Origin of the sequence: Caldimonas sp., from assembly GCF_046289365.1 — a bacterium.
In the GTDB taxonomy this organism is placed as follows: Bacteria; Pseudomonadota; Gammaproteobacteria; order Burkholderiales; family Burkholderiaceae_C; genus Caldimonas.
The window spans coordinates 1-20,112 of the sequence record NZ_JBKBVU010000045.1; the positions used below are offsets into that span (position 1 = coordinate 1).

Sequence of the window (20,112 nt, forward strand, 5' to 3'; positions counted from 1 at the left end):
TTCCGGCACACCCTCGACGCGCTGGAGCACGTGATTAAGACCGGCAATGCGCAGGCCCTGGAAGACCGGATCCGCAGCGCCTCCGAAGCCCGCGCGAGCTGGCAGATGTCCACCCCCAAGCCCCCGGGCGGGCGCTGACGCCGCCCGCCCCCTCCGGCGCATGTACACCACCGCCTTCCTCGACCTGCCCCCCCTGCGTTCGGCCGCCGGTACAGTGCGGCTGCCCGGCTCCAAGAGCATCTCCAACCGCGTGTTGCTGCTGGCCGGCCTGAGCGAAGGCCGCACGCGCGTGCACGACCTGCTCGACTCGGACGACACGCGGGTGATGATCGAGGCGCTGCGCCAGCTCGGCTGCGGCATCGAGCACGAAGGGGGCGCGCTGGTGGTGACCGGCCTGGGCGGCCGCCTGGCCGCCCGCGAGGCCAGGCTTTTCCTGGGCAATGCCGGCACGGCCATGCGCCCGCTGGTGGCGGCCCTGGCGGTGTTGAGCGGCCAGCACGGAGGCTGCTTCGAACTCAGCGGCGTGCCGCGCATGCACGAGCGGCCCATCGGCGATCTGGTCGACGCACTGCGCAGCCTGGGCTGCCGGATCGACTACCTCGGCCAAGCGGGCTATCCCCCGCTGCGGCTGGCGGGCGGCAGCCCGCGCGTGGATGCCCCGATCCGCGTGCGCGGCGACGTCTCCAGCCAGTTCCTGACCGCCTTGCTGATGGCTGCGCCGCTGCTGTCGGCAAATGCGCCCGTGCACATCGAGGTCGTGGGTGAGCTGATCTCCAAGCCTTACATCGAGATCACCCTGCAACTGCTGCAACGCTTCGGCATCCATGTGCAGCGCGACGGTTGGCGGGCCTTCACGGTGCCCGCGGCGTCGGCCTACCGCTCGCCGGGGGATCTCCACGTCGAGGCCGATGCCTCCTCGGCCTCGTACTTTATCGCGCTTGGCGCCCTGGCCGCATCCGCGCAGGCCCCCGTGCGCATCGAGGGCGTGGGCGCCCACTCCATCCAGGGCGACATCCGCTTCGTCGAAGCCGCGCAGGCGATGGGAGCCGTCGTGCGCCAGGGGCCGAACTGGCTCGAGGTGCACCGCGGCACCTGGCCGCTGCGCGCCCTGGACCTGGACTGCAACCACATTCCCGACGCCGCGATGACGCTGGCCATCATGGCCTTGTACGCCGACGGGCCCACCACCTTACGCAACATCGCGAGCTGGCGCGTGAAGGAAACCGACCGGATCGCCGCGATGGCCACCGAGCTGCGCAAGCTCGGTGCCGAGGTGGTCGAGGGCGCCGACAGCCTCACCGTCCACCCGCTGCGCCAGGTGCGCGCCGCCGCGATCCACACCTACGACGACCACCGGGTGGCCATGTGCTTCTCGCTGGCAGCTTTCCACGGCCTGATCGAGGGCCTGCCCGCGCGGCAGCCGCTGCGCATCCTCGATCCGCGCTGCGTGGCCAAGACCTTCCCGGACTACTTCGAGACCCTGTTCACCGTGGCCCGCGCCGAGGTCGCCGACATCCCCGTGCTGACGATCGACGGCCCCACAGCCTCGGGCAAGGGCACCTTGGCCGCTGAGGTGGCCCAGGCCCTGGGGTACCACCTGCTCGACTCGGGCGCGCTGTACCGGGCGACCGCCCTGGCGGCCCTGGAGGCCGGCGTGGACGCGCAGGACGAGGCCGCCCTGGCCGCCCTGGCGGCGGGCCTGCCACTGCGCTTCGAACCCGGCCGCATCTGGCTGGGCGAGCGTGACGTGAGCGAGGATCTGCGCCGCGAGGACGTCGGGGCGCTGGCGTCGCGGATCTCCGCCCACCCGGCCGTGCGCGAGGCCCTGCGCCAGCGCCAGCTCGATTTCCGCCGCCTGCCCGGCCTGGTGGCCGATGGCCGCGACATGGGCACCGTGATCTTTCCGGATGCCGCCTTGAAGGTCTTCCTCACCGCCAGCGCCGAAACCCGCGCGAAGCGGCGGCATAAGCAATTGATTTCCAAGGGAATTTCTGCTAACCTTGCGACCCTTTTGCAGGACTTGCAGGCGCGCGATGCGCGGGACCAGACCCGCAGCGCGGCTCCTTTGAGACCTGCGGAAGACGCGCAGTTGCTCGACAACTCGGCACTTTCCATCGAAGCTTCGGTGCAGCAGGTGCTGGCGTGGTGGGCGCAGCGCCGGCCGTTTTGATGAACGGCCAAAGACCCTGACCGGGCCTGCGAGCCGGCCAGGGTGGTGGGCCCGGTTTTCTCCCCCCTGTGCCGTGCAGGCACGCTGGAAGGCCGGATTCGTCAACCCAACCCGCGGTCGTCCCGACCGCGCTTTGCCGGTCGCAGGCTGGCACCAGGAACCTTCTTCATGTCTCAAACCGCTGCCGCTGCCTCCCAAGGCCAGGAATCCTTCGCCGCCCTGTTCGAAGAATCGCTCAAGCGCTCCGAAATGCGCGCCGGCGAGGTGATCACCGCCGAAGTCGTTCGCGTGGACTACAACTTCGTCGTCGTGAATGCCGGGCTCAAGTCCGAGGCCTACGTGCCCATCGACGAGTTCAAGAACGACCAGGGTGAACTCGAGGTTCAGGTCGGCGACTTCGTCTCGGTGGCCATCGACGCCATCGAGAACGGCTACGGCGACACCATCCTGTCGCGCGACAAGGCCAAGCGCCTGGCCTCATGGCTGCAGCTCGAGCGCGCCCTCGAGTCCGGCGACTTCGTCACCGGCACCGTCTCCGGCAAGGTCAAGGGCGGCCTGACCGTGCTGGTCAACGGCATCCGCGCCTTCCTGCCCGGCTCCCTGATCGACACCCGCCCGGTCAAGGACATGAGCCCGTACGAGGGCAAGACCATGGAGTTCAAGGTCATCAAGCTCGACCGCAAGCGCAACAACGTCGTGCTCAGCCGCCGTGCCGTGATCGAGGCGTCGATGGGCGAAGAGCGCGCCAAGCTGCTGGAAACCCTGCACGAAGGCGCCATCGTCGACGGCGTGGTCAAGAACATCACCGAATACGGGGCCTTCGTGGACCTGGGCGGCATCGATGGCCTGCTGCACATCACCGACATGGCTTGGCGCCGTGTGCGCCACCCCTCCGAGGTGGTCACCGTCGGCCAAGAGCTGCGCGCCAAGGTGCTGAAGTTCGACGCCGAGAAGAACCGTGTCTCGCTGGGCCTGAAGCAGCTGGGCGACGACCCCTGGGTGGGCGTGTCGCGCCGCTACCCCAACGGCACCCGCCTGTTCGGCAAGATCACCAACATCGCCGACTACGGGGCCTTCGTCGAGATCGAGCCTGGCATCGAAGGCCTGGTGCACGTCTCCGAGATGGACTGGACCAACAAGAACGTCGCCCCCAGCAAGATCGTCTCGCTGGGCGACGAGGTCGAGGTCATGGTCCTGGAGATCGACGAGGACAAGCGTCGCATCTCCCTGGGCATGAAGCAGTGCAAGCCCAATCCCTGGGAGGAATTCGCCCAGAACTTCAAGCGCGGCGACAAGGTCAAGGGCCCCGTCAAGTCGATCACCGACTTCGGCGTGTTCGTCGGCCTGGCTGCCGGCATCGACGGTCTGGTGCACCTGTCCGACCTGTCCTGGAACGAGCCGGGCGAAGCGGCCGTGCGCAACTACAAGAAGGGCCAGGAAGTCGAGGCCGTCGTGCTGGCCATCGACGTGGAACGCGAGCGCATCTCGCTGGGCATCAAGCAGCTCGACGCCGATCCGTTCAGCAACTACACCGCCGTGCATGACCGCGGCGCCACCGTCACCGGCACGGTCAAGAGCGTGGATGCCCGCGGCGCCGAGATCCAGCTCGCCGACGACGTCACCGGCTACCTGCGTGCCTCGGAGATCTCCCGCGACCGTGTGGAGGACGCCCGCAACGTGCTGAAGGAAGGCGACGAGGTCACCGCGCTGATCATCAACGTGGACCGCAAGACCCGCAGCATCCAGCTGTCGATCAAGGCCAAGGACAGCGCCGAGCAGCAAGAAGCACTGCAGCGCCTGTCGGCCGAGAGCGTCGGCAATGCCGGCACGACCAGCCTGGGCGCCCTGCTCAAGGCCAAGCTGGACAACCAGAACAGCAACAACGGCTGATGCCGCCCGCGGCGCCCTGGCCTGCCGGCCCGGGCGCCTCGCGCAACCCCGCGGGGTTGCGATGAGCAGCCGCCAACGAAGCGGCTCCTCATCCCAGCCTCGTGCCATCTGCACCGACGACGAGCGCACCATGACCCGATCCGACCTCGTGAACCAGCTTGCCGAGCGCTTCGGCCAGCTCACCCATCGCGACACCGAGTTTGCGGTCAAGACCATGCTCGACGCCATGGCCGAGGCCCTGGCGCGCGGCCACCGCATCGAGATCCGCGGCTTCGGCAGCTTCTCGATCAACCGCCGCCCGCCGCGCATGGGCCGCAACCCGCGCTCGGGCGAGCAGGTGCTGATTCCCGAGAAGCTCGTGCCCCACTTCAAACCCGGCAAAGCCCTGCGCGAGGCCGTCGACCGCCAGCCCGTCGACGCAGCAACCGATGCGGCGGGCGTGCAGGACCCTGGCGCCGACTGAGCCAGCCGCCACGGCCCCATCGCGCGCCGATAGAATCCCGCCGATGCGAGCCCTGACCTGGCTGTTCCGAGCCTTCCTCTTCTTCGTCCTGTTCGCCTTCGCGCTCAACAACCAGCACGAGGTGGACCTGAAATGGTTCTTCGGCCACGAGACGCGGGCCCCGATGGTGCTCGTCGTGCTGGCCGCTTTCGTGCTGGGCTGCGTGTTCGGTGTTTTGGCAATGGTGCCGAGCTGGTGGCGCCAGCGCCGGGCGGCACGTGCCCCCCGTCCTATGGCCGCCGAGCCGCCCCCCTCGCCCGCACCCGCGCCGTCCGCCACGGCCGAGGGCCTGGCGCTGAGCCATCCGCCGCGCGATGGAGTTTGATTTCCAGTGGCTGCTGCTGGGCCTGCCCCTGGCCTTCGGCCTGGGCTGGTGGGCCTCGCGCCTGGACCTGCGTCAGTGGCGCCGAGAACAGCAGTCCTCGCCCAAGGCCTATTTCAAGGGGCTCAACCTGCTGCTCAACGAGCAGCAGGACAAGGCCATCGATGCCTTCATCGAGGCCGTGCAGCATGACCCGGACACCTCCGACCTGCATTTCGCCCTGGGCAACCTCTTCCGCCGCCGCGGGGAGTACGAGCGGGCCGTGCGCGTGCACGAACACCTGCTCAGCCGCGGCGACCTGCCCCGTGCCGAGCGCGAGCGCGCCCAGCACGCCCTGGCGCAGGACTTCCTGAAGGCCGGGCTGTTCGACCGGGCCGAGGCGGCCTACCGGGCGCTCGAATCCACCGCCTTCGCCACCGAAGCCCGGTTGGCCCTGCTGACGCTGTACGAACGCTCGCGCGACTGGCCGGCGGCCATCGAGACGGCCGGCAAGCTCGAGGCGGCCGGAGCGGGCTCCTTTGCTGAGCGCATCGCCCACTACCATTGCGAGCTGGCCCACGAAGCCGATGCGCGCGGGGACACCGCCGCCGCCGAGCAGGCCCTGGTGCGGGCTCGTCAGGCCGCTGCACAGGCCGCCCGGCCGATCGTCATGCAAGGTCAACGGCTGGCCCGCCAGGGCCGGCACGACGAGGCCCTGGCCACCTGGGGGGAGCTGATGGCGGTGCAGCCGGCCCGCTTCGCGCTGGTGGCCCAGGCCTATGCGACCAGCGCCCAGGCCGCCGGTCAGGCTGCGCAGGCCCTGGAGCGATTGCAGGCGCTGTATGCCCAGCAACCCGGCACGGAACTGCTGCGTGCCCTGCTGCAGCTCGACGCCGACCCTGCGGCGCGGCGCCGGCGGCTCGCCGACCACCTGGAGCGTCAGGCCTCGGTGAGCGCGGTGGTCGGCCTGCTCGACGAATGCCTGCATCAGCACGAGGTGCTGAGCCGGCAGGAACTGCAGTCGGTGCACCAGGTGCTGGCGGCCGCAGCCCGTCCGCTGCAGCGCTACCGCTGCGCCGCCTGCGGCTTCGAGGCCCAGCACTACTTCTGGCAATGCCCGGGCTGCCAGAACTGGGACAGCTACCCGCCGCGCCACGTGGACGAGCTATGAGTGACGCCTTTCGCCCCGCCCCGAGCGAATCGGACCGCGTGGTCCTGTGCATGAAGTGGGGCACGAAGTACGGCCCTGAGTACGTCAACCGCCTCTACGGCATGGTACGCCGCCACCTGAGCGGGGACTTCCGCTTCGTCTGCCTCACCGACGACACCCGGGGTCTGCGGGCCGAGGTGGAATGCCACCCCATCCCGGACCTTGCGCTGCCCGAAGGCATCCCCGAACGCGGCTGGAAGAAGCTCACGACCTTCGAACCCGACCTGCACGGCCTGAAGGGCACGGCCTTGTTCCTGGACGTCGATGTCGTGATCGTGGGCTCGCTCGACGCTTTCTTCGAGCATCCGGGCGAATTCCTGATCATCCACGACTGGAAGCGCCCCTGGCGCATCACCGGGAATTCCTCGGTCTACCGCTTCCGCCTCGGCCGGCTGGGAGGGGTGCTGTCCCACTTCCGGGCCCACCAGGCGGAGATCCGCCGGCGCTACCGCAACGAGCAGGCCTATCTCTCGGCCTACCTGCACGAGCGTGGCCTGCTGGCCTACTGGCCGAGCGAGTGGTGTGCGAGCTACAAATACCATTGCCTGCCGCCGTGGCCCGGCAACTACTGGCGCGAGCCGCGTGCTCCGGCCAACGCGCGGGTGCTGGTGTTCCACGGCACGATCAACCCGCCCGACGCCGTCGTGGGCACCCCTTGGCGCTGGCGCCGCTACGCCCGCCCCGCGCCCTGGGTGGCCGAGCACTGGCGGGAGTGACCACCCCCTTGCCCTGTCTGCCATGAACCAACCGACCGTCTTCGTCCACACCAACGACCAGCAGATGCTCGGCGCCCTGCTGGCGGCGCATTCCTTTCGATCGCGCAGCGCAAGTCCCGAGCGTTTCGAGGTGAAACTGCTGCGCCTGGAGGAAACGCCTCACCTCCATCGGCGCGAGGGTCAGCGCTATCTGAGGATGGGGAAGATGGCCGTCTGGCACAACGACGACCTGCAGTCGTTCAGCCCGCTGCGACGCCTGGTGCCCCAACTGATGGGGTACCAGGGGCGGGCGCTGGTCACCGACCCTGACGTGTTCTCCGCTGGCGGAGACGTCTATGAACTGCTCACCTGTGACATGCAGGGCAAGGCTGTCATGTGCCGCAATCTGCCCGCCAGTCAGGGTGGAGGGCCGGGGAAATGGGCGACCAGCGTCATGCTGCTCGACTGTGCCAAATTGACCGACTGGCGCTGGGACGAGGAGATCGACGCGATGTTCGGCGGCCGCCTCGACTACAAGCCCTGGATCCAGCTCGCCCACCAGGACCCCTCCACGATCGGTGAACTGCCCGAGGAGTGGAACTCCTTCGACAAGCTGACCCCGCACACGCGCCTGTTGCACATGACGGAGCGGTTGACGCAGCCCTGGAAGACCGGCCTGCCGGTGGACTTCAACACGAACTTCCAGGGACTGGCCGGCCGGCTGCGCCGCTGGCTCCGCGACCGGGGGCTTTTGCGTCCGCGCCGCCGCTACCTGCCCCACCCCGATCCCCATCAGGAAGCCTTCTTTTTCGATCTGCTCAGGGAAGGTCTGGAAAAGGGCGTGCTCACCGAGGATTTCCTGCGCCAGGCCGTGGCGTCGCAGGACGTGCGGCCGGATGTCTTCGAGCGGCTCGGGCGTGCAGGGTACCGGGGATGTCCCCGCTGAACGAGCCGCCGGCACAGGCCCGGCCTTTGTACCTCGTTCGCAGCAGCCTCCAGCTTCTGCTGGCTTCGGCTCTGGCCGAGCAGGCACGGTGCGATGACCAGGCACGGTCCTGCCTGCTGTTCCTGCCCGATCTGCAGGATCCCGCGCTCTTCGGGCAGGCCCTGCAAGCCTGGTCACAGACCCCCTTCGAGCAGACGATCACGCTGGAGCCCCGCCATGTCCCCGGCGGGCCGACACGCCGTCGGGCTTGGCGCGACCTGGATGCTGAACTGGCACAGGCCGTGCAGCGCTGGCAGCCGACCTCCGTGACCGTCTTCAACGACCGCCAGGACGCCGGGCAGCGTGTGCTCATCGAAGCGGCCGGCAGTTTCCCGGCCGCCAGACGCGTGTGCGCCGAGGACGGCGCGCAGGCCTACACCGGCTATGTGTATCGCCGGCTGGGCATGGTGACGCGGTGGCGGCAGAAGCTGCGCATGGGGCCGCAATGGTGTGACGTGCGGGTGCTGGGCACCCACCCCCTGGTGCAGGAGTTCCTGGCCTTGCACCCCGACCTGCTTCGGCCCGAATTGCGCACCCGAGCCGTACGACCTTTCCCCGCCGCAGGGCTCGGCGCGCCCTGCCTGCGTCATCTGGCCCAGGACTTCTGCAGGCGGTTGGACTGGGATCCGGCCGCACTGGACGATTGCGGAGCCCTGCTGACGCTCAATCACTCGACCTATGCCCAGCGCAACCCGCACTATGTGGAACTGGTGCAAGGCTGTGTCCAGGCGTTGTGCAACGCCGGCATCGGCTTCGCCTACAAGTACCACCCTCGTGAGACGCAGGCTGATTACCTGGGCCTCGCCCGTTCGCCCGGCACCCGGGAAGTGCCTCGCGTGCTGCCGGTGGAGATGGCCTACCTGCTGTGCCGTGGCCACCGCCTGCTGGTGATCGCCGGCATGAGCACGAGCCTGCTGACGGCTGCCTTGCTGCTGCCTTCCGCACGGACGGTGGCACTGGTCCATACCAGCCGTCACGGCGACCAATGGGACGCCCGCCTGCTGCAGGCGCTGAACATCCACGCCGTCAGCGACGCCGACGGCGTGGCCCGCTGGCTGACCCGGACCCCGGATCGCTGACCATTGCCCCCCCTTGGAGGGAAGGCAAAAGCGCCGCCTCCTGCCTAGACTTCAACGCGCACGCCGGCCCAGACCGGCTGCGTCAACAAGCATCCAGGAGGACTTCATGCGCACATGCTGGACAGGCGCCCTGGTGGCGCTGTGGCTGCTCCTGCTTTCCCCCGTGGCCCAGGCCGTGGGCGACGTCAACCGGGTCGATGCCACCCGGTTGCAGTTGGTCAAGGGCATCGGGCCGAAGATGGCCGAGCGCATCGTCACGGAACGGCGCCGTTCGCCGTTTCGCGACTGGGACGACTTCATCGACCGCATGCCCGGTGTGGGCGAGCGCACGGCCCGCAGCTTTTCGGCCCAGGGACTGACGGTCAATGGTGTGAGCCTGGCGCAGCATCAGGCCACTGGGCGCAGCCTCAACCCGCCGGCGCGTTAGCCCGGTCCATCGGCCGGCTTCAGGCCACGGCCCTCGGAGACTGTGCGTCCGACAGCCCAAGGAAATGCTCGACCTCGGTGCGGCGGGCCAGCGTGTCCTGGCGGCCCAGCTCCATCAGCGCGTGCACATAGCCGGGCTCGAACAGCAGGTAGCTGGCCAATGCCGCACCCTCGCCGGAAGCCTGCCGCTCACTGCTCACGCCCAGCGCGCGCAACAGTGCACGGATCGTGGAGGGCAGTTCTCCGACATGGCGGGCGGCCAGATCGTCCAGGCGCTGACTCGGGGCAATCACCAGCAGGTCCAGCGGGCGCAGGCTGGTGCGATCCCGAGCCTCCGGGCCCAGCAGCGACAGCGTGTGGTTGATCCGCCGCGCACGTTCCACGTCCACTGCCAGCGCATCGAGGAAGATGTTCGACAGCGCATGGCCGGCGATCTGGGCGAGCGACGGGTAGCTGCCCGAGACGGCACGCGGGCCCGGCGGCTCCTGCAGGCGACCCGCACCGATCACGAGGATGCGCTGCGCCCCGAGGTGCACGGCCGGCGAGATCGGTGCGGTCTGGCGCATCGAGCCGTCGCCGAAATATTCCTGCTGCCCCTGCACCTGCAGCGGCACGGCGGGAAACACGAAGGGAATGGCCGCCGAGGCGAGCAGGTGCTCGTGGGTGAGGCGGGTGCGCTCGGCCAGGCGCTGTGACCGGGACCAGGGCTCGGTCGGGCTGAGCGCCTGGTAGAAGGTGACATGCTGGCCCGAGGAATAGCTCGAAGCCGTCACGGCCAGGGCCTGCAGGTGGTGATGGCGCAAGGCCCAGTCGATGCGGCGCAGGTCCAGCGTGCGATGCAGCAGTTCGGCCAGCGGGCGGTTGTCCAGCAACGAGCGGGGGCGGTGGCGCCACCAGCGGGCCAGCAGCCAGCCCAGCGAGAGCAGGGTCAGCCAGCGCGCCCCGCTGCGGATGACGCCCAGGGAATCGGCCCGGTAGATGTGCTCGACCCGCAGGCCCGACCACATCGCCGCCAGTTCTTCGGCCGCCGCGACGAAATCCGCGGCCCCGCAGGCCAGCGCGGCACCGTTGATCGCGCCGGCCGAGGTGCCGACCAGCACGGGAAACGGATTGCCGCGGGGAGCCCGGTGTTCGCGCAGCAGGCCTGCCATGGCTTGGAGCACGCCGACCTGATAGGCCGCTCGGGCACCGCCGCCCATCAGCACCAGGCCGGCCAGGGACGCTTGACTCATGCGCCGCAGTGTAGGGCGGCCCCACCGGGGCGTGCAGGCCGCGGCCGGCGGCCGGTGCCGGGCACTTGACTTCGAAGACGGGGCTCAGTCGCGGCCGCGGCCGGGGTGGTCGGGCCGCCCGTGGCCGCCCTTGTGCTTCTTCTTCTCTTCCCAGTAGCGGCGCTCGCGGTCCTCGTCATATTTGACGAAGTAAACCGGCGTGCTGCAGGCGTTGTACTTGTGGCAGTGCTTGCCCCAGTCCTTCGCATGCCCGGGCGGCACGCGCATATAGACGGGCCGCTGATGCACCACCACGGCCGGCGGGGCGATGATGACCGGCTGCGGATAGATCACCGCCGGCGGCGGGGCATGGCCGATGTCGATGCGGCCATAAAAGCCCGGCTCGTGGATGCTGACCGACACCCCCACACTGGTGTTGGCTGCAGCCAAGACGGGCGCAGCGGCGAAGACGGCGGCCACCAGGCCATGACGAGCTTTCATGAGGAACGACTCCTTGGAGCCTGGGGCCGAACCGGCCGGACGGCTCCTTTGTGGTTCATGGGCCCTCATGCTAGCGAGAAATCGGCCCAGAAAATGGGAAGAATCGCCAGATGTCCGTCAATTTCTGACAGAGTGAGGCCGAACCTGTGGCGTCCGGCCCTCAAAGCACAACGATTCGCAACGATTCGTTACAAATGTAGGCGTTTCTTCGTTGGACGCTCATTCGTAGACGATGCTGGCCTGCCCCTCATGGGCGCCGCGGCGCCAGTGGTCCAGGGCCTCGTCGCTGGGGTAGAAACGCGCGGCTTCGCCGAGGTCGACCTCGCCATAGGCTTGAGGCCGGTGCACGGCCAGGCGCACGCCCAGGCCCTGCAGGAGCTCGCCGTGCTCGGTGAGCACGCGCCGCGGCGGGTAGGCCTGCAGCAGCTCGCGCACCGGCAGGGCCTGGCCGTTGACGGCCACGCGCAGGTAGCGGCCGAAGCGGCAGCGTGCGGCCGCCAGATCCCAGAACTGCTGCACGTTCAGGCGCAGCCCGCCTGAGAACCGGTCGGGCTGGACCTTGCCCTGCACGATGAGCAGTTCGTCGTCCTTCAACCAGTCGCGATGGGCCTCCAGCAGATCTTCGTTGGCCACGGCCTCGATGACGTCCGTCTTGTCGTCGAGCTTGAAGATGGCCACGCGGCCGCGCTGGCCGTTGACCACGCGCAGCTCGCTGACGATGCCCGCGAGCAGTTGCGGTTCGCGGCTGTCGACCAGGTCGGCGACACGCAGCCGCACGAAGCGGCGCACTTCGGGGGCGTATTCGTCGAAGAGATGGCCCGAGAGGTAAAAGCCGATGGCCGGCTTTTCGTGCATCAGGCGGGCCTTGATGCTCCAGGGCTCGGCGGCCACGAGGTCGGGTTCCTGGGTGGACGAACCATGGGTGTCGCCGAAGTCGAACAGGCCGCCCTGATCGGCATGCGCCGCCTGGGTGTCGGCGTATTCGAAGCCCAGCGAGACGCTGGCCAGCAGGGCGGCACGGTTGGGCTCCAGAGCATCGAAGGCGCCCGCCTTGATGAGCGCCTCGACCACACGCTTGTTGATGCGCGAGCGGTCCACGCGAGCGCAGAAGTCGAAGAAGCTCTTGAAGCGCCCGCCCGCCTCGCGCGCCTGCACGATGGCCTCGATCGCGCCCTGGCCGGTGCCCTTGATGGCGCCCAGGCCGTAGCGCACGGTACGCTCGCCGGTAGGCTCGAAGCGGTAGGTGCCGGTGTTGACGTCGGGCCGCTCGAAGGTGATGCCGAAGTTTTGCACCGCGTCGTCGAAGAAGATCTTGAGCTTGTCGGTGTCGTCGATGGACACGCTCATGTTGGCGGCGAAGAACTCGGCCGGGTAGTGCACCTTCAGCCAGGCCGTGTGGTAGGCCAGCAGGGCATAAGCCGCGGCATGCGACTTGTTGAAGCCATAGCCTGCGAATTTCTCCATCAGGTCGAAGATCTCGTTGGCCTTGGCCGCATCGATGCCGTTCTTCGCCGCGCCCTCGGCAAAGATGACGCGATGCTTGGCCATCTCCTCGGGCTTTTTCTTGCCCATGGCGCGGCGCAGCAGGTCGGCACCGCCGAGCGAGTAGCCGCCGACGATCTGGGCCACCTGCATCACCTGCTCCTGGTAGACCATGATGCCGTAGGTCTCCTTGAGCACGCCCTCCATCAGCGGATGGGGATATTCCACCGGCTCGCGCCCGTGCTTGCGGGCGCAAAAGGAGGGAATCAGGTCCATCGGCCCGGGACGGTACAGCGCCACCAGCGCGATGATGTCCTCGAAGACGCTGGGCTTGGCGTCGCGCAGCATGCCCTGCATGCCACGCGATTCCAACTGGAACACCGCCACCGTCTTGCCTTCGGAGAGCAGCTCGTAAGCCGCCTTGTCGTCCAGCGGGATCTTGGCGAAGTCGAAGTCCTTCTGGTCGGGATGGCGCGCGACGATGAATTCCTTGGCCATCTCCAGGATGGTGAGCGTGGCCAGGCCCAGGAAGTCGAACTTGACCAGGCCGATGGCCTCGACATCGTCCTTGTCGTACTGCGAGACGGCCGCGTCGCTGCCGGGCTGCATGTACAGCGGGCAGAAGTCGGTGATCTTGCCAGGGGCGATCAGCACGCCGCCGGCATGCATGCCGATGTTGCGCACCAGGCCTTCGACCCGTTCGGCCAGGGCCAGCAGCTCGGCCACTTCTTCTTCGTTCTTCTCGCGCTCCTCGATCTCGGGCGCCTCCTTGCGGGCATAGATCAGGCCCGGGTCGGGTGTGTCGCCGGGGCGCTTGAGCGTGACCGTCTTGCCCGGCGGCGCCGGCACGAGCTTGGCGATGCCGTCCACATGGCCATAGCCCATGCCCAGCACGCGGCCCACGTCGCGCAGCGCGGCCTTGGCAGCCATGGTGCCGAAGGTGGCGATCTGCGACACCGCCTCGCGGCCGTAGCGCTCCTTCACGTAGTCGATGACACGGTCGCGGTTGGCCTGGCAGAAGTCGATGTCGAAGTCGGGCATCGACACGCGCTCGGGGTTCAGGAAGCGTTCGAACAGCAGGTTGTAGCGCAGCGGGTCGAGGTCGGTGATTCTCAGCGCATAGGCCACGAGCGAACCCGCCCCCGAGCCGCGGCCCGGGCCCACCGGGCAGCCGTGGCTCTTGGCCCAGTTGATGAAATCGGCCACGATGAGGAAGTAACCCGGAAAGCCCATCTTCAGGATCGTGTCGATCTCGAAGTCGAGCCGTTGCACGTAGGCGGGGCGTTGCCGCTCGCGTTCGGCCGTCTCGGGGTAGAGGTGGGCCAGCCGCTCGTCCAGCCCCTGGAGCGAGACTTGGCGGAAGTACTGCTCCATCGTCAGCCCCTGGGGAATCGGGAAGTTGGGCAATTGCGGCTTGCCCAGCACCAGGCTCAAGTTGCAGCGCTTGGCGATTTCGACCGAGTTAGCCAGGGCCGAGGGAATGTCGGCGAACAAGGCCTCCATCTCGGCCTGGGTCTTGAAGTACTGCTCGCGCGTGAAGCGCTTGATGCGCCGCGGGTTGGTCAGGGTCTCGCCTTCGGCGATGCACACGCGCGCCTCGTGGGCTTCGAAATCCTCCGGGGTCTGGAACTGCACCGGGTGCGTGGCCACCACCGGCAGGCCCAGTTCGGCTGCCAGGGGCACCGCCGCGCGCACATGGGCCTCGTGGCTGGGCAGGCCGGCGCGCTGCAGTTCGAGGTAGAAGCGCTCGGGGAACAACGCGGCCAAGCGCTGCGCGGCCGCTTTCGCCCGCGGCCGGTCGCCGGCCAGCAGGGCCTGGCCGACCAGGCCTTGGTCGGCGCCCGACAGCACGATGAGGCCTTCGCCCAGGGACTCGAGCCACTCCCAGCGCAGCCAGGCCTGGGCGCGCTGCACATTGCGGGTCCAGCCGCGTGCGAGCAGCTCGCACAGGTTAAGGTAGCCCTGGCGGTTCTGGATCAGCAGCAGCAGGCGGCTGGGCTGGCGGTCGCTGCCGGCACCCGGTGGCGGCTCCATCCAGACATCGGCCCCGATCAGGGGCTTGACCCCCGCATCGCGTGCAGCCTTGTAGAACTTGATCGCGCCAAACAGATTGGACAGATCGGTGATTGCCAGGGCAGCCTGACCATCGGCCGCGGCCGCCTGGACCATGTCGTCGACCCGCAAGGTGCCATCGACGACGGAGTATTCGGTGTGGGTGCGCAGGTGGATGAAGGCCATGCGGGTCATTTTAGGCAGCCGAGTGCCCACCCTGCGGCGCTGTGAGTGCCGGCCCAGAACGTGTCAGCGGGTCGCTGAGGCGGCACTCCGTGACGGCGGGCACCTGCAGGCAAGCACCCGCTCACTCAGGACTTGAGCACGGCCAGCACGTCCGAACGGAACTCGCGCTGGTACAAGACCCAGATCACGCCGGCGGTGAGCACCGCGAACACCAACGGCGAGAAGAACCAGCCGATCAGCGCGAAGGCCATGTAGTAGGCACGCAGGCCATCGTTGAAGGTCTCGGCCGCCAGACCCACGACACGACCGGCGCGATCGGCAAACTCTTCGCGCGAGGCTTCCCCCCTGTCGAACACACGGTAGTCCGGCGCCGACGCGATCATCAGCGCCCCGAAGGTGTACTGCCGCAGCGACCAGGTGAAGCGGAAAAAGGCGAACACGAAGACGCCTGTGAGCACCAGCACCTTGAGGTCGAACACCAGCACCGAGGTGCGCGCCGCAAAGGGGATCTCGGCCACGAGCTCGGTGGCCTTCTCGCTGGTGCCCAGCACGGCCAGCAAGCCGCCGATGATCAGGATGGTGGTGGACGCGAAGAAGGACGGGCTGCTCGACAGGCTCTGGATCACGATGCCGTCGATCACGCGCACGTCGCGATGGGTGGTCTGCAGCATCCACTGCCGGCGCAGCCGGTTGGTCACGCCCAGCACGGTCATCTCGGTCTGGCCGCGGTGACGGGCGAACAAAGCGTAGGCCACCCAGGCCGCAAAGAACCAGCCCAGGGCCAGCCAGTCGGTCCAGGGCAGCAGGGTGATGATTTCGACGGCAGCGTTCATGGACCGCACTGTAGCCAAGGGCACGACGGCGTCACGGCGCCAGGTCGAACACCAGCACCTCGGCATCGCGACCCTGCTCAAGCACCAGCCGGTCCTCCTCGACCAGCTTGGCGGCATCCCCGGCATGCAGCGTGTGGCCGTTGACGTGCAGTTCTCCGCGCGCCAGGTGCACGTAGGTCAGGCGCCGGCGGTCCAGCGCGAGTTCGGCACGCTCGGCGCCATCGAACAGGCCCACGTACATCGACGCATCGGCGTTGAGCTTCACCGACCCCTCGCGCGCATCGGGCGAGGCTGCCAAGCGCAGGCGGCCGCGTTTGTCCTCAGCCGGGAACATCTTTTGCTCGTAGCTCGGCTCGAGGCCACGCTCGTCGGGCAGGATCCAGATCTGCAGGAAGTGCGTGGTGGTTGCCGGCGCGTGGTTGTACTCGCTGTGCAGGATGCCGCGGCCGGCGCTCATGCGCTGCACCTCACCGGGGCGGATGAACGCCCCGTTGCCGATGCTGTCGCGGTGCGCGAGCTCGCCTTCGAGCACGTAGGAGATGATCTCCATGTCGCGGTGCCCGTGCGTGCCGAAGCCCGTGCCCGGCGCGATGCGGTCCTCGTTGATCACGCGCAGGTTGCCAAAGCCCATGTGGGCCGGGTCATGGTAGTCGGCAAACGAAAAGCTGTGGTAGCTGTTGAGCCAGCCGTGGTCGGCATGGCCCCGTTCGGCGGATCTGCGCAGGGTGAACATGAGAGCCTCTATTCCTGTCGGTTCGTGCCTCTCCATTGTGGGAACAGGACAGGGCCGATCGGCCCTGCGGCCTTGATGGCATCATTCGAAGCATTTGAACCCGCAGATGAGCGACCGCCGCAACGCCCTCACCCCGGAAGCGCTGACCATGATCGACGTGATCGCGCGCAGCGGCAGCTTTGCCGCGGCTGCGCGGGAACTCGGCAAGGTGCCCTCGGCGCTGACCTACAGCGTGCGCCAGCTCGAGCAGGCGCTGGACGTGCTGCTCTTCGACCGCCGCTCACGCCAGGCCCAGCTCACCGCCGCCGGCCAGGAGCTGCTCGCCGAAGGGCGGCGGCTGCTGCAGGCCATGGACGCGGTGGCCCACCGCGTGCGCCGCGTGGCCTCGGGCTGGGAGACCCAGCTGAGCATTGCGGTGGACAGCATCCTGTCCAGCCTGACGGTCTTCGAGCTGTGCGAGGCCTTCTATGCGCTCAACCCGCCCGCAGGCCCGGGCCCCCGGCTGCGCCTGCGCAGCGAAGTGCTGGCCGGCACCTGGGAAGCCCTGGTCCACGGCCAGGCCGACCTCGCGCTGGGCGTGACGGGCGAGCCCCCGCCGATCACGGGCATCGCCGTGCTGCCGCTGGGCCATCTGGACATGGACTTCGTCGTGGCCCCGCACCACCCCCTGGCGCGCGAGGCCGAACCGATCGCTGACGCCCTGCTGGAACGCCACCGCGCCGTGGCCGTGGCGGACACGGCCCAGCGCCTGGCCGCGATGACGCTCAACCTGCTGCCCGGCCAGGACGTGCTCACCGTGCCCAGCGTGCCGGCCAAGCTCGAGGCCATCCTGCGCGGGCTGGGCTGCGGCTTCCTGCCGCGCGGCCTGGTGCGCGCGCATGTCGAGGTCGGCCGCCTGGTGGCCAAGGCCGTCGCGCGTCCGCGCCAGCCCGCGCCGATGTACTACGCCTGGCGCTGCCCGCCGGGCAACGGTTCCGACCCCTCCAACCGTCAGGGCCTCGGCCTGGGGCTGCGATGGTGGCTGGAGCAACTCGACCGGCCGGCCACGCGCACCGCCTTGCTGGAGCGCCACAGCCGCGGGCCTGCGCTCGCATGAGCGCCCCCTATGTCGGGCGCTTCGCGCCCTCGCCCACCGGCCCCTTGCATGCCGGCTCGTTGGTGGCCGCCTTGGCGAGCTGGCTCGACGCCCGTGCCCACGGCGGGCGCTGGCTCGTGCGCATCGAGGACGTGGACACGCCTCGCTGCGTGCCCGGCGCCGACCGGTTCATCCTCGAACAGCTCGCCCGCTGCGGCCTGGTGCCCGATGAGCCGCCGGTGTGGCAATCGCAACGCCAGGCCCTTTACGAGCGGGCCCTCGATCGGCTGAAAGCCGCTGGCTGGGCCTACCCCTGCGGCTGCAGCCGCAAGGACATCGAACGCGCCCTGGCAGCGCAGGGCGTCGTGCACGCACGCCACGGCGAGCGCGTCTACCCGGGCACCTGTCGCACCGGCCTGGCCGGCAAGCCGGCGCGCGCCTGGCGGTTGCGCACGACGCACGCCGACGGCCTTGCGGTGGCGATCGACTGGACCGACCGCCGGCTGGGCCCCCAGCACCAGGACCTGAGCACCGCCGTGGGCGACTTCGTGCTGCGGCGCGCCGACGGCCTGTGGGCCTACCAGCTCGCGGTGGTGGTGGACGACGGCGAGCAGGGCATCACCCACATCGTGCGCGGCGAGGACTTGGCCGACAACACGGCCCGCCAGATCCACCTGCAGCGCCTGCTGGGGCTGCCCACCCCGCGCTATCTGCACACACCGCTGGTGCTGGGGCCCGGCGGCGAAAAGCTCTCGAAACAGACCGGCGCACCAGCACTGGACACGCGCGACCCGCTGGCCGCAGTGCGTACGGCCGCCTCAGTGCTGGGCCTGGCCGCCCCAGGGCAGGACCTGGGCGGCCTGCTGGCGGCCCTGGTGGCCGCCTGGCGTGCGCGCTGGCTGTGACACACTGCGGCGCAGGAGACACCCCCCATGCGCATCCTGCTGGTGGAAGACGAACCCGAGCTGGCCCGCTGGCTGGCCAAGACGCTGGCCCGGCACGCCGGCATCGTCGTGGATTGGGCCGACGATGGCGCGCTGGCCGACCGTCGCCTGGCCACCGAAAGCTTCGACGCCGTGGTGCTCGACCTGGGCCTGCCTGGCCTGGACGGCCACGGCGTGATCTCGCGCATGCGCGAGCGCGACGACCGCACACCGGTGTTGGTGCTCACCGCGCGCGACTCGCTGGCCGAACGCGTGGGCACCCTGCACGAGGGCGCCGACGACTTCCTGCCCAAGCCCTTCATGGTGGAGGAACTCCAAGCACGCCTGATGGCCTTGGTGCGGCGCGCCCGCGGCAAAGAGCACCCGCGTCTGGCCTGCGGGCCGCTGCATTTCGACCCCGCCACCCAGCGCTTCACCGTGGGTGCGGAAAGCCTGTCGTTGTCACCACGCGAGCATGCCGTGTTGCGTGCGCTGATCCAGAAAAGCGGCGAGCCGCTGAGCAAGCAGCACATCCTCGACCGGGTGTTCGCCGACGAGGCCGACGTGAACCTCGAAGCCGTCGAGGTCTACATCCACCGGCTGCGCAAGAAACTGGCTGGCAAGGGCGTGCACATCCTGACCCTGCGCGGCCTGGGGTACTGCCTGGAAGCCGACTCGCCGTGAAGCGGACCCGCAGTCTGAAGTCGGCCCTGCTGTGGTGGCTGGTGCCGGGCCTGGCGCTCATCATGGGTGGCACGTTGTGGCTGTCCAACCAGTGGTTGCGCGACCAGGTCGATACCGCGTACGACCGCGCCTTGGCCGGCGCCTTGCGCGCCATCGATCTGAACGTGTCCACCGCCAGCGGCGGGCTGGCCGTGGAGCAGCCGTTCTTGCTGCTGGAGTTCTTCGAGCTGACCACCAATGCGCGCGTGTACTTTCGCGTCTCCACCGAAGACGGCCTGGCTGAAATCGGCAGCCCTTTCCTGCCGCTGCCGCACGAGCCCCTGATCACCGGCGAGCCGCGCTTTTACTACGCCATGCACGAGGACACACCAGTGCGCGTGGCGGCCATGGCGCGCTTGGCCTCGCCGCCGCTGCCCAACAATCCGGGCACCCGCATCATCGTGCAGGTGGCCGAAAGCCTGGGCACACGGGAGGTGTTCTTGCACCATGTGTTGCGCCGCTCCGTCGAGCGCGATCTGCTGGGCATCGCCATGAGCATGGTGCTGCTCATCAGCGGCGTGGTGATGACGCTGCGGCCGCTGACCCGCCTGCAACACGATCTCGAGGCGCGGCCGGCCGACGACTTGCGGCCCATCGACGACAAAGACCTGCCCTCTGAGGTGCGCCCGCTGGTGGCAGCAGTCAATCGCCACATGGCACGCTACGCCGAGATGGCGCGCACACAGCAGCAGTTCCTCGACGATGCGTCTCACCAGCTGCGCACCCCCTTGAGCGTGCTGCGCACCCAAGTGGATTTCGCGCTGCGCGAAAGCGACCCGGACGAAGTGCGCCGCGCTTTGCATGCCATGCACGAGGGGCTGGACCGCGCGGTGCGCATGGCCAATCAGATGCTGGCCCTGGCGCGCGCCCGTGAAGCCTCGCTGGCCGAAGGAGGCCTGGCCGTCGAGCCCGTCGATCTGGTCGAGCTCGCCCAGGGCGTGGCGCGCCAGCTGCTGCCCCAGGCCCGAACCAAGCGCCTGGACTTCGGGGTGGACACGCCACCCGCCGCGGTGCAGGTGCGCGGCAGCGAGTGGCTGCTGCGCGAGGCCCTGCTCAACCTCGCAGACAACGCGATCCGCTACACCCCTGCCGGCGGCGCCATCACGCTGCGCGTGTGCAGCGACACGCGCCACGC

The 20,112-nt window shown here is 68.9% G+C and carries 18 protein-coding genes; 13 read left to right on the plus strand and 5 right to left on the minus strand.

Features of this window, described 5'->3' with window-relative positions; all coding sequences use genetic code 11:
- The first annotated feature begins 160 nt into the window (after nucleotides 1-160).
- The 9 genes from ACK42S_RS06760 to ACK42S_RS06800 all read left to right on the plus strand — a co-directional run bounded on the left by ACK42S_RS06760 (nucleotide 161) and on the right by ACK42S_RS06800 (nucleotide 9,259).
- Entirely contained in the window at nucleotides 161-2,170 is a 2,010-nt protein-coding gene (locus ACK42S_RS06760) for a bifunctional 3-phosphoshikimate 1-carboxyvinyltransferase/cytidylate kinase (RefSeq protein WP_409704794.1), read from the plus strand.
- A 168-nt stretch (nucleotides 2,171-2,338) separates the two neighbouring features.
- Nucleotides 2,339-4,060: a 30S ribosomal protein S1 gene (gene rpsA / locus ACK42S_RS06765; RefSeq protein ID WP_409704796.1), complete on the plus strand. Its 1,722-nt coding sequence runs from the start codon at nucleotides 2,339-2,341 to the stop codon at nucleotides 4,058-4,060.
- A 61-nt stretch (nucleotides 4,061-4,121) separates the two neighbouring features.
- Nucleotides 4,122-4,523: an integration host factor subunit beta gene (locus tag ACK42S_RS06770; RefSeq protein ID WP_409704798.1), complete on the plus strand. Its 402-nt coding sequence runs from the start codon at nucleotides 4,122-4,124 to the stop codon at nucleotides 4,521-4,523.
- A gap of 43 nt (nucleotides 4,524-4,566) precedes the next feature.
- Nucleotides 4,567-4,887 (plus strand): lipopolysaccharide assembly protein LapA domain-containing protein, encoded by a 321-nt coding sequence (locus ACK42S_RS06775; RefSeq protein WP_409704800.1) that lies wholly within the window; start codon nucleotides 4,567-4,569, stop codon nucleotides 4,885-4,887.
- Nucleotides 4,877-6,034: a lipopolysaccharide assembly protein LapB gene (lapB, locus tag ACK42S_RS06780; protein ID WP_409704802.1), complete on the plus strand. Its 1,158-nt coding sequence runs from the start codon at nucleotides 4,877-4,879 to the stop codon at nucleotides 6,032-6,034. Before ACK42S_RS06775 ends, lapB begins: the two co-directional genes overlap by 11 nt.
- Nucleotides 6,031-6,789: a glycosyltransferase gene (locus ACK42S_RS06785; RefSeq protein WP_409704804.1), complete on the plus strand. Its 759-nt coding sequence runs from the start codon at nucleotides 6,031-6,033 to the stop codon at nucleotides 6,787-6,789. Before lapB ends, ACK42S_RS06785 begins: the two co-directional genes overlap by 4 nt.
- A 64-nt stretch (nucleotides 6,790-6,853) precedes the next feature.
- On the plus strand, nucleotides 6,854-7,714 hold the full coding sequence (locus tag ACK42S_RS06790) for a hypothetical protein (RefSeq protein WP_409704806.1): 861 nt from the start codon (nucleotides 6,854-6,856) through the stop codon (nucleotides 7,712-7,714).
- Nucleotides 7,702-8,832, plus strand: a complete 1,131-nt coding sequence (locus tag ACK42S_RS06795; RefSeq protein ID WP_409704808.1) for a hypothetical protein — start codon at nucleotides 7,702-7,704, stop codon at nucleotides 8,830-8,832. Before ACK42S_RS06790 ends, ACK42S_RS06795 begins: the two co-directional genes overlap by 13 nt.
- A 106-nt stretch (nucleotides 8,833-8,938) precedes the next feature.
- Entirely contained in the window at nucleotides 8,939-9,259 is a 321-nt protein-coding gene (locus ACK42S_RS06800) for a ComEA family DNA-binding protein (RefSeq protein ID WP_409704810.1), read from the plus strand.
- Nucleotides 9,260-9,278: 19 nt separating this feature from the next.
- Here the strand turns inward: ACK42S_RS06800 and ACK42S_RS06805 are convergent, their stop codons facing one another.
- The 5 genes from ACK42S_RS06805 to ACK42S_RS06825 form a co-directional block, all read right to left on the minus strand.
- Nucleotides 9,279-10,490: a patatin-like phospholipase family protein gene (locus ACK42S_RS06805; RefSeq protein WP_409704812.1), complete on the minus strand. Its 1,212-nt coding sequence runs from the start codon at nucleotides 10,488-10,490 to the stop codon at nucleotides 9,279-9,281.
- Nucleotides 10,491-10,574: 84 nt separating this feature from the next.
- The gene (locus ACK42S_RS06810; RefSeq protein ID WP_409704814.1) at nucleotides 10,575-10,970 is read right to left on the minus strand and encodes a hypothetical protein; all 396 of its coding nucleotides are present in this window, start codon (nucleotides 10,968-10,970) and stop codon (nucleotides 10,575-10,577) included.
- A gap of 219 nt (nucleotides 10,971-11,189) precedes the next feature.
- Nucleotides 11,190-14,690 (minus strand): DNA polymerase III subunit alpha, encoded by a 3,501-nt coding sequence (gene dnaE / locus ACK42S_RS06815; RefSeq protein ID WP_409704816.1) that lies wholly within the window; start codon nucleotides 14,688-14,690, stop codon nucleotides 11,190-11,192.
- Between the two features lie 125 nt (nucleotides 14,691-14,815).
- Entirely contained in the window at nucleotides 14,816-15,523 is a 708-nt protein-coding gene (locus ACK42S_RS06820; protein ID WP_409704818.1) for a DUF599 domain-containing protein, read from the minus strand.
- Nucleotides 15,524-15,554: 31 nt separating this feature from the next.
- A complete protein-coding gene (locus ACK42S_RS06825; protein WP_409704820.1) occupies nucleotides 15,555-16,256 on the minus strand; it encodes a pirin family protein in 702 nt (233 codons plus the stop codon).
- Between the two features lie 106 nt (nucleotides 16,257-16,362).
- Here ACK42S_RS06825 and ACK42S_RS06830 point away from each other — a divergent pair, with 106 nt between their 5' ends.
- The 4 genes from ACK42S_RS06830 to ACK42S_RS06845 all read left to right on the plus strand — a co-directional run.
- Nucleotides 16,363-17,352 (plus strand): LysR substrate-binding domain-containing protein, encoded by a 990-nt coding sequence (locus ACK42S_RS06830; RefSeq protein ID WP_409704822.1) that lies wholly within the window; start codon nucleotides 16,363-16,365, stop codon nucleotides 17,350-17,352.
- The gene (gluQRS, locus tag ACK42S_RS06835) at nucleotides 17,349-18,236 is read left to right on the plus strand and encodes a tRNA glutamyl-Q(34) synthetase GluQRS (RefSeq protein ID WP_409704824.1); all 888 of its coding nucleotides are present in this window, start codon (nucleotides 17,349-17,351) and stop codon (nucleotides 18,234-18,236) included. The genes ACK42S_RS06830 and gluQRS overlap by 4 nt, the downstream gene beginning before the upstream one ends.
- A 27-nt stretch (nucleotides 18,237-18,263) precedes the next feature.
- Complete coding sequence (locus ACK42S_RS06840) at nucleotides 18,264-18,938, plus strand: response regulator (RefSeq protein WP_409704826.1); 675 nt, start codon at nucleotides 18,264-18,266, stop codon at nucleotides 18,936-18,938.
- 62 nt (nucleotides 18,939-19,000) lie between these two features.
- Nucleotides 19,001-20,112, plus strand: a 1,112-nt coding sequence (locus ACK42S_RS06845; protein WP_409704828.1) for a sensor histidine kinase N-terminal domain-containing protein, incomplete at its 3' end; no start/stop codon positions are given.

Excerpts from the sequence above, each read along its gene's own strand:
- ACK42S_RS06760 (WP_409704794.1), top strand. The coding sequence starts at position 161 with ATGTACACCACCGCCTTCCTCGACCTGCCCCCCCTGCGTTCGGCCGCC.
- rpsA (WP_409704796.1), top strand. The coding sequence starts at position 2,339 with ATGTCTCAAACCGCTGCCGCTGCCTCCCAAGGCCAGGAATCCTTCGCC.
- ACK42S_RS06770 (WP_409704798.1), top strand. The coding sequence starts at position 4,122 with ATGAGCAGCCGCCAACGAAGCGGCTCCTCATCCCAGCCTCGTGCCATC.
- ACK42S_RS06775 (WP_409704800.1), top strand. The coding sequence starts at position 4,567 with ATGCGAGCCCTGACCTGGCTGTTCCGAGCCTTCCTCTTCTTCGTCCTG.
- lapB (WP_409704802.1), top strand. The coding sequence starts at position 4,877 with ATGGAGTTTGATTTCCAGTGGCTGCTGCTGGGCCTGCCCCTGGCCTTC.
- ACK42S_RS06785 (WP_409704804.1), top strand. The coding sequence starts at position 6,031 with ATGAGTGACGCCTTTCGCCCCGCCCCGAGCGAATCGGACCGCGTGGTC.
- ACK42S_RS06790 (WP_409704806.1), top strand. The coding sequence starts at position 6,854 with ATGCTCGGCGCCCTGCTGGCGGCGCATTCCTTTCGATCGCGCAGCGCA.
- ACK42S_RS06795 (WP_409704808.1), top strand. The coding sequence starts at position 7,702 with ATGTCCCCGCTGAACGAGCCGCCGGCACAGGCCCGGCCTTTGTACCTC.
- ACK42S_RS06800 (WP_409704810.1), top strand. The coding sequence starts at position 8,939 with ATGCGCACATGCTGGACAGGCGCCCTGGTGGCGCTGTGGCTGCTCCTG.
- ACK42S_RS06805 (WP_409704812.1), bottom strand. The coding sequence starts at position 10,490 with ATGAGTCAAGCGTCCCTGGCCGGCCTGGTGCTGATGGGCGGCGGTGCC.
- ACK42S_RS06810 (WP_409704814.1), bottom strand. The coding sequence starts at position 10,970 with ATGAAAGCTCGTCATGGCCTGGTGGCCGCCGTCTTCGCCGCTGCGCCC.
- dnaE (WP_409704816.1), bottom strand. The coding sequence starts at position 14,690 with ATGGCCTTCATCCACCTGCGCACCCACACCGAATACTCCGTCGTCGAT.
- ACK42S_RS06820 (WP_409704818.1), bottom strand. The coding sequence starts at position 15,523 with ATGAACGCTGCCGTCGAAATCATCACCCTGCTGCCCTGGACCGACTGG.
- ACK42S_RS06825 (WP_409704820.1), bottom strand. The coding sequence starts at position 16,256 with ATGTTCACCCTGCGCAGATCCGCCGAACGGGGCCATGCCGACCACGGC.
- ACK42S_RS06830 (WP_409704822.1), top strand. The coding sequence starts at position 16,363 with ATGAGCGACCGCCGCAACGCCCTCACCCCGGAAGCGCTGACCATGATC.
- gluQRS (WP_409704824.1), top strand. The coding sequence starts at position 17,349 with ATGAGCGCCCCCTATGTCGGGCGCTTCGCGCCCTCGCCCACCGGCCCC.
- ACK42S_RS06840 (WP_409704826.1), top strand. The coding sequence starts at position 18,264 with ATGCGCATCCTGCTGGTGGAAGACGAACCCGAGCTGGCCCGCTGGCTG.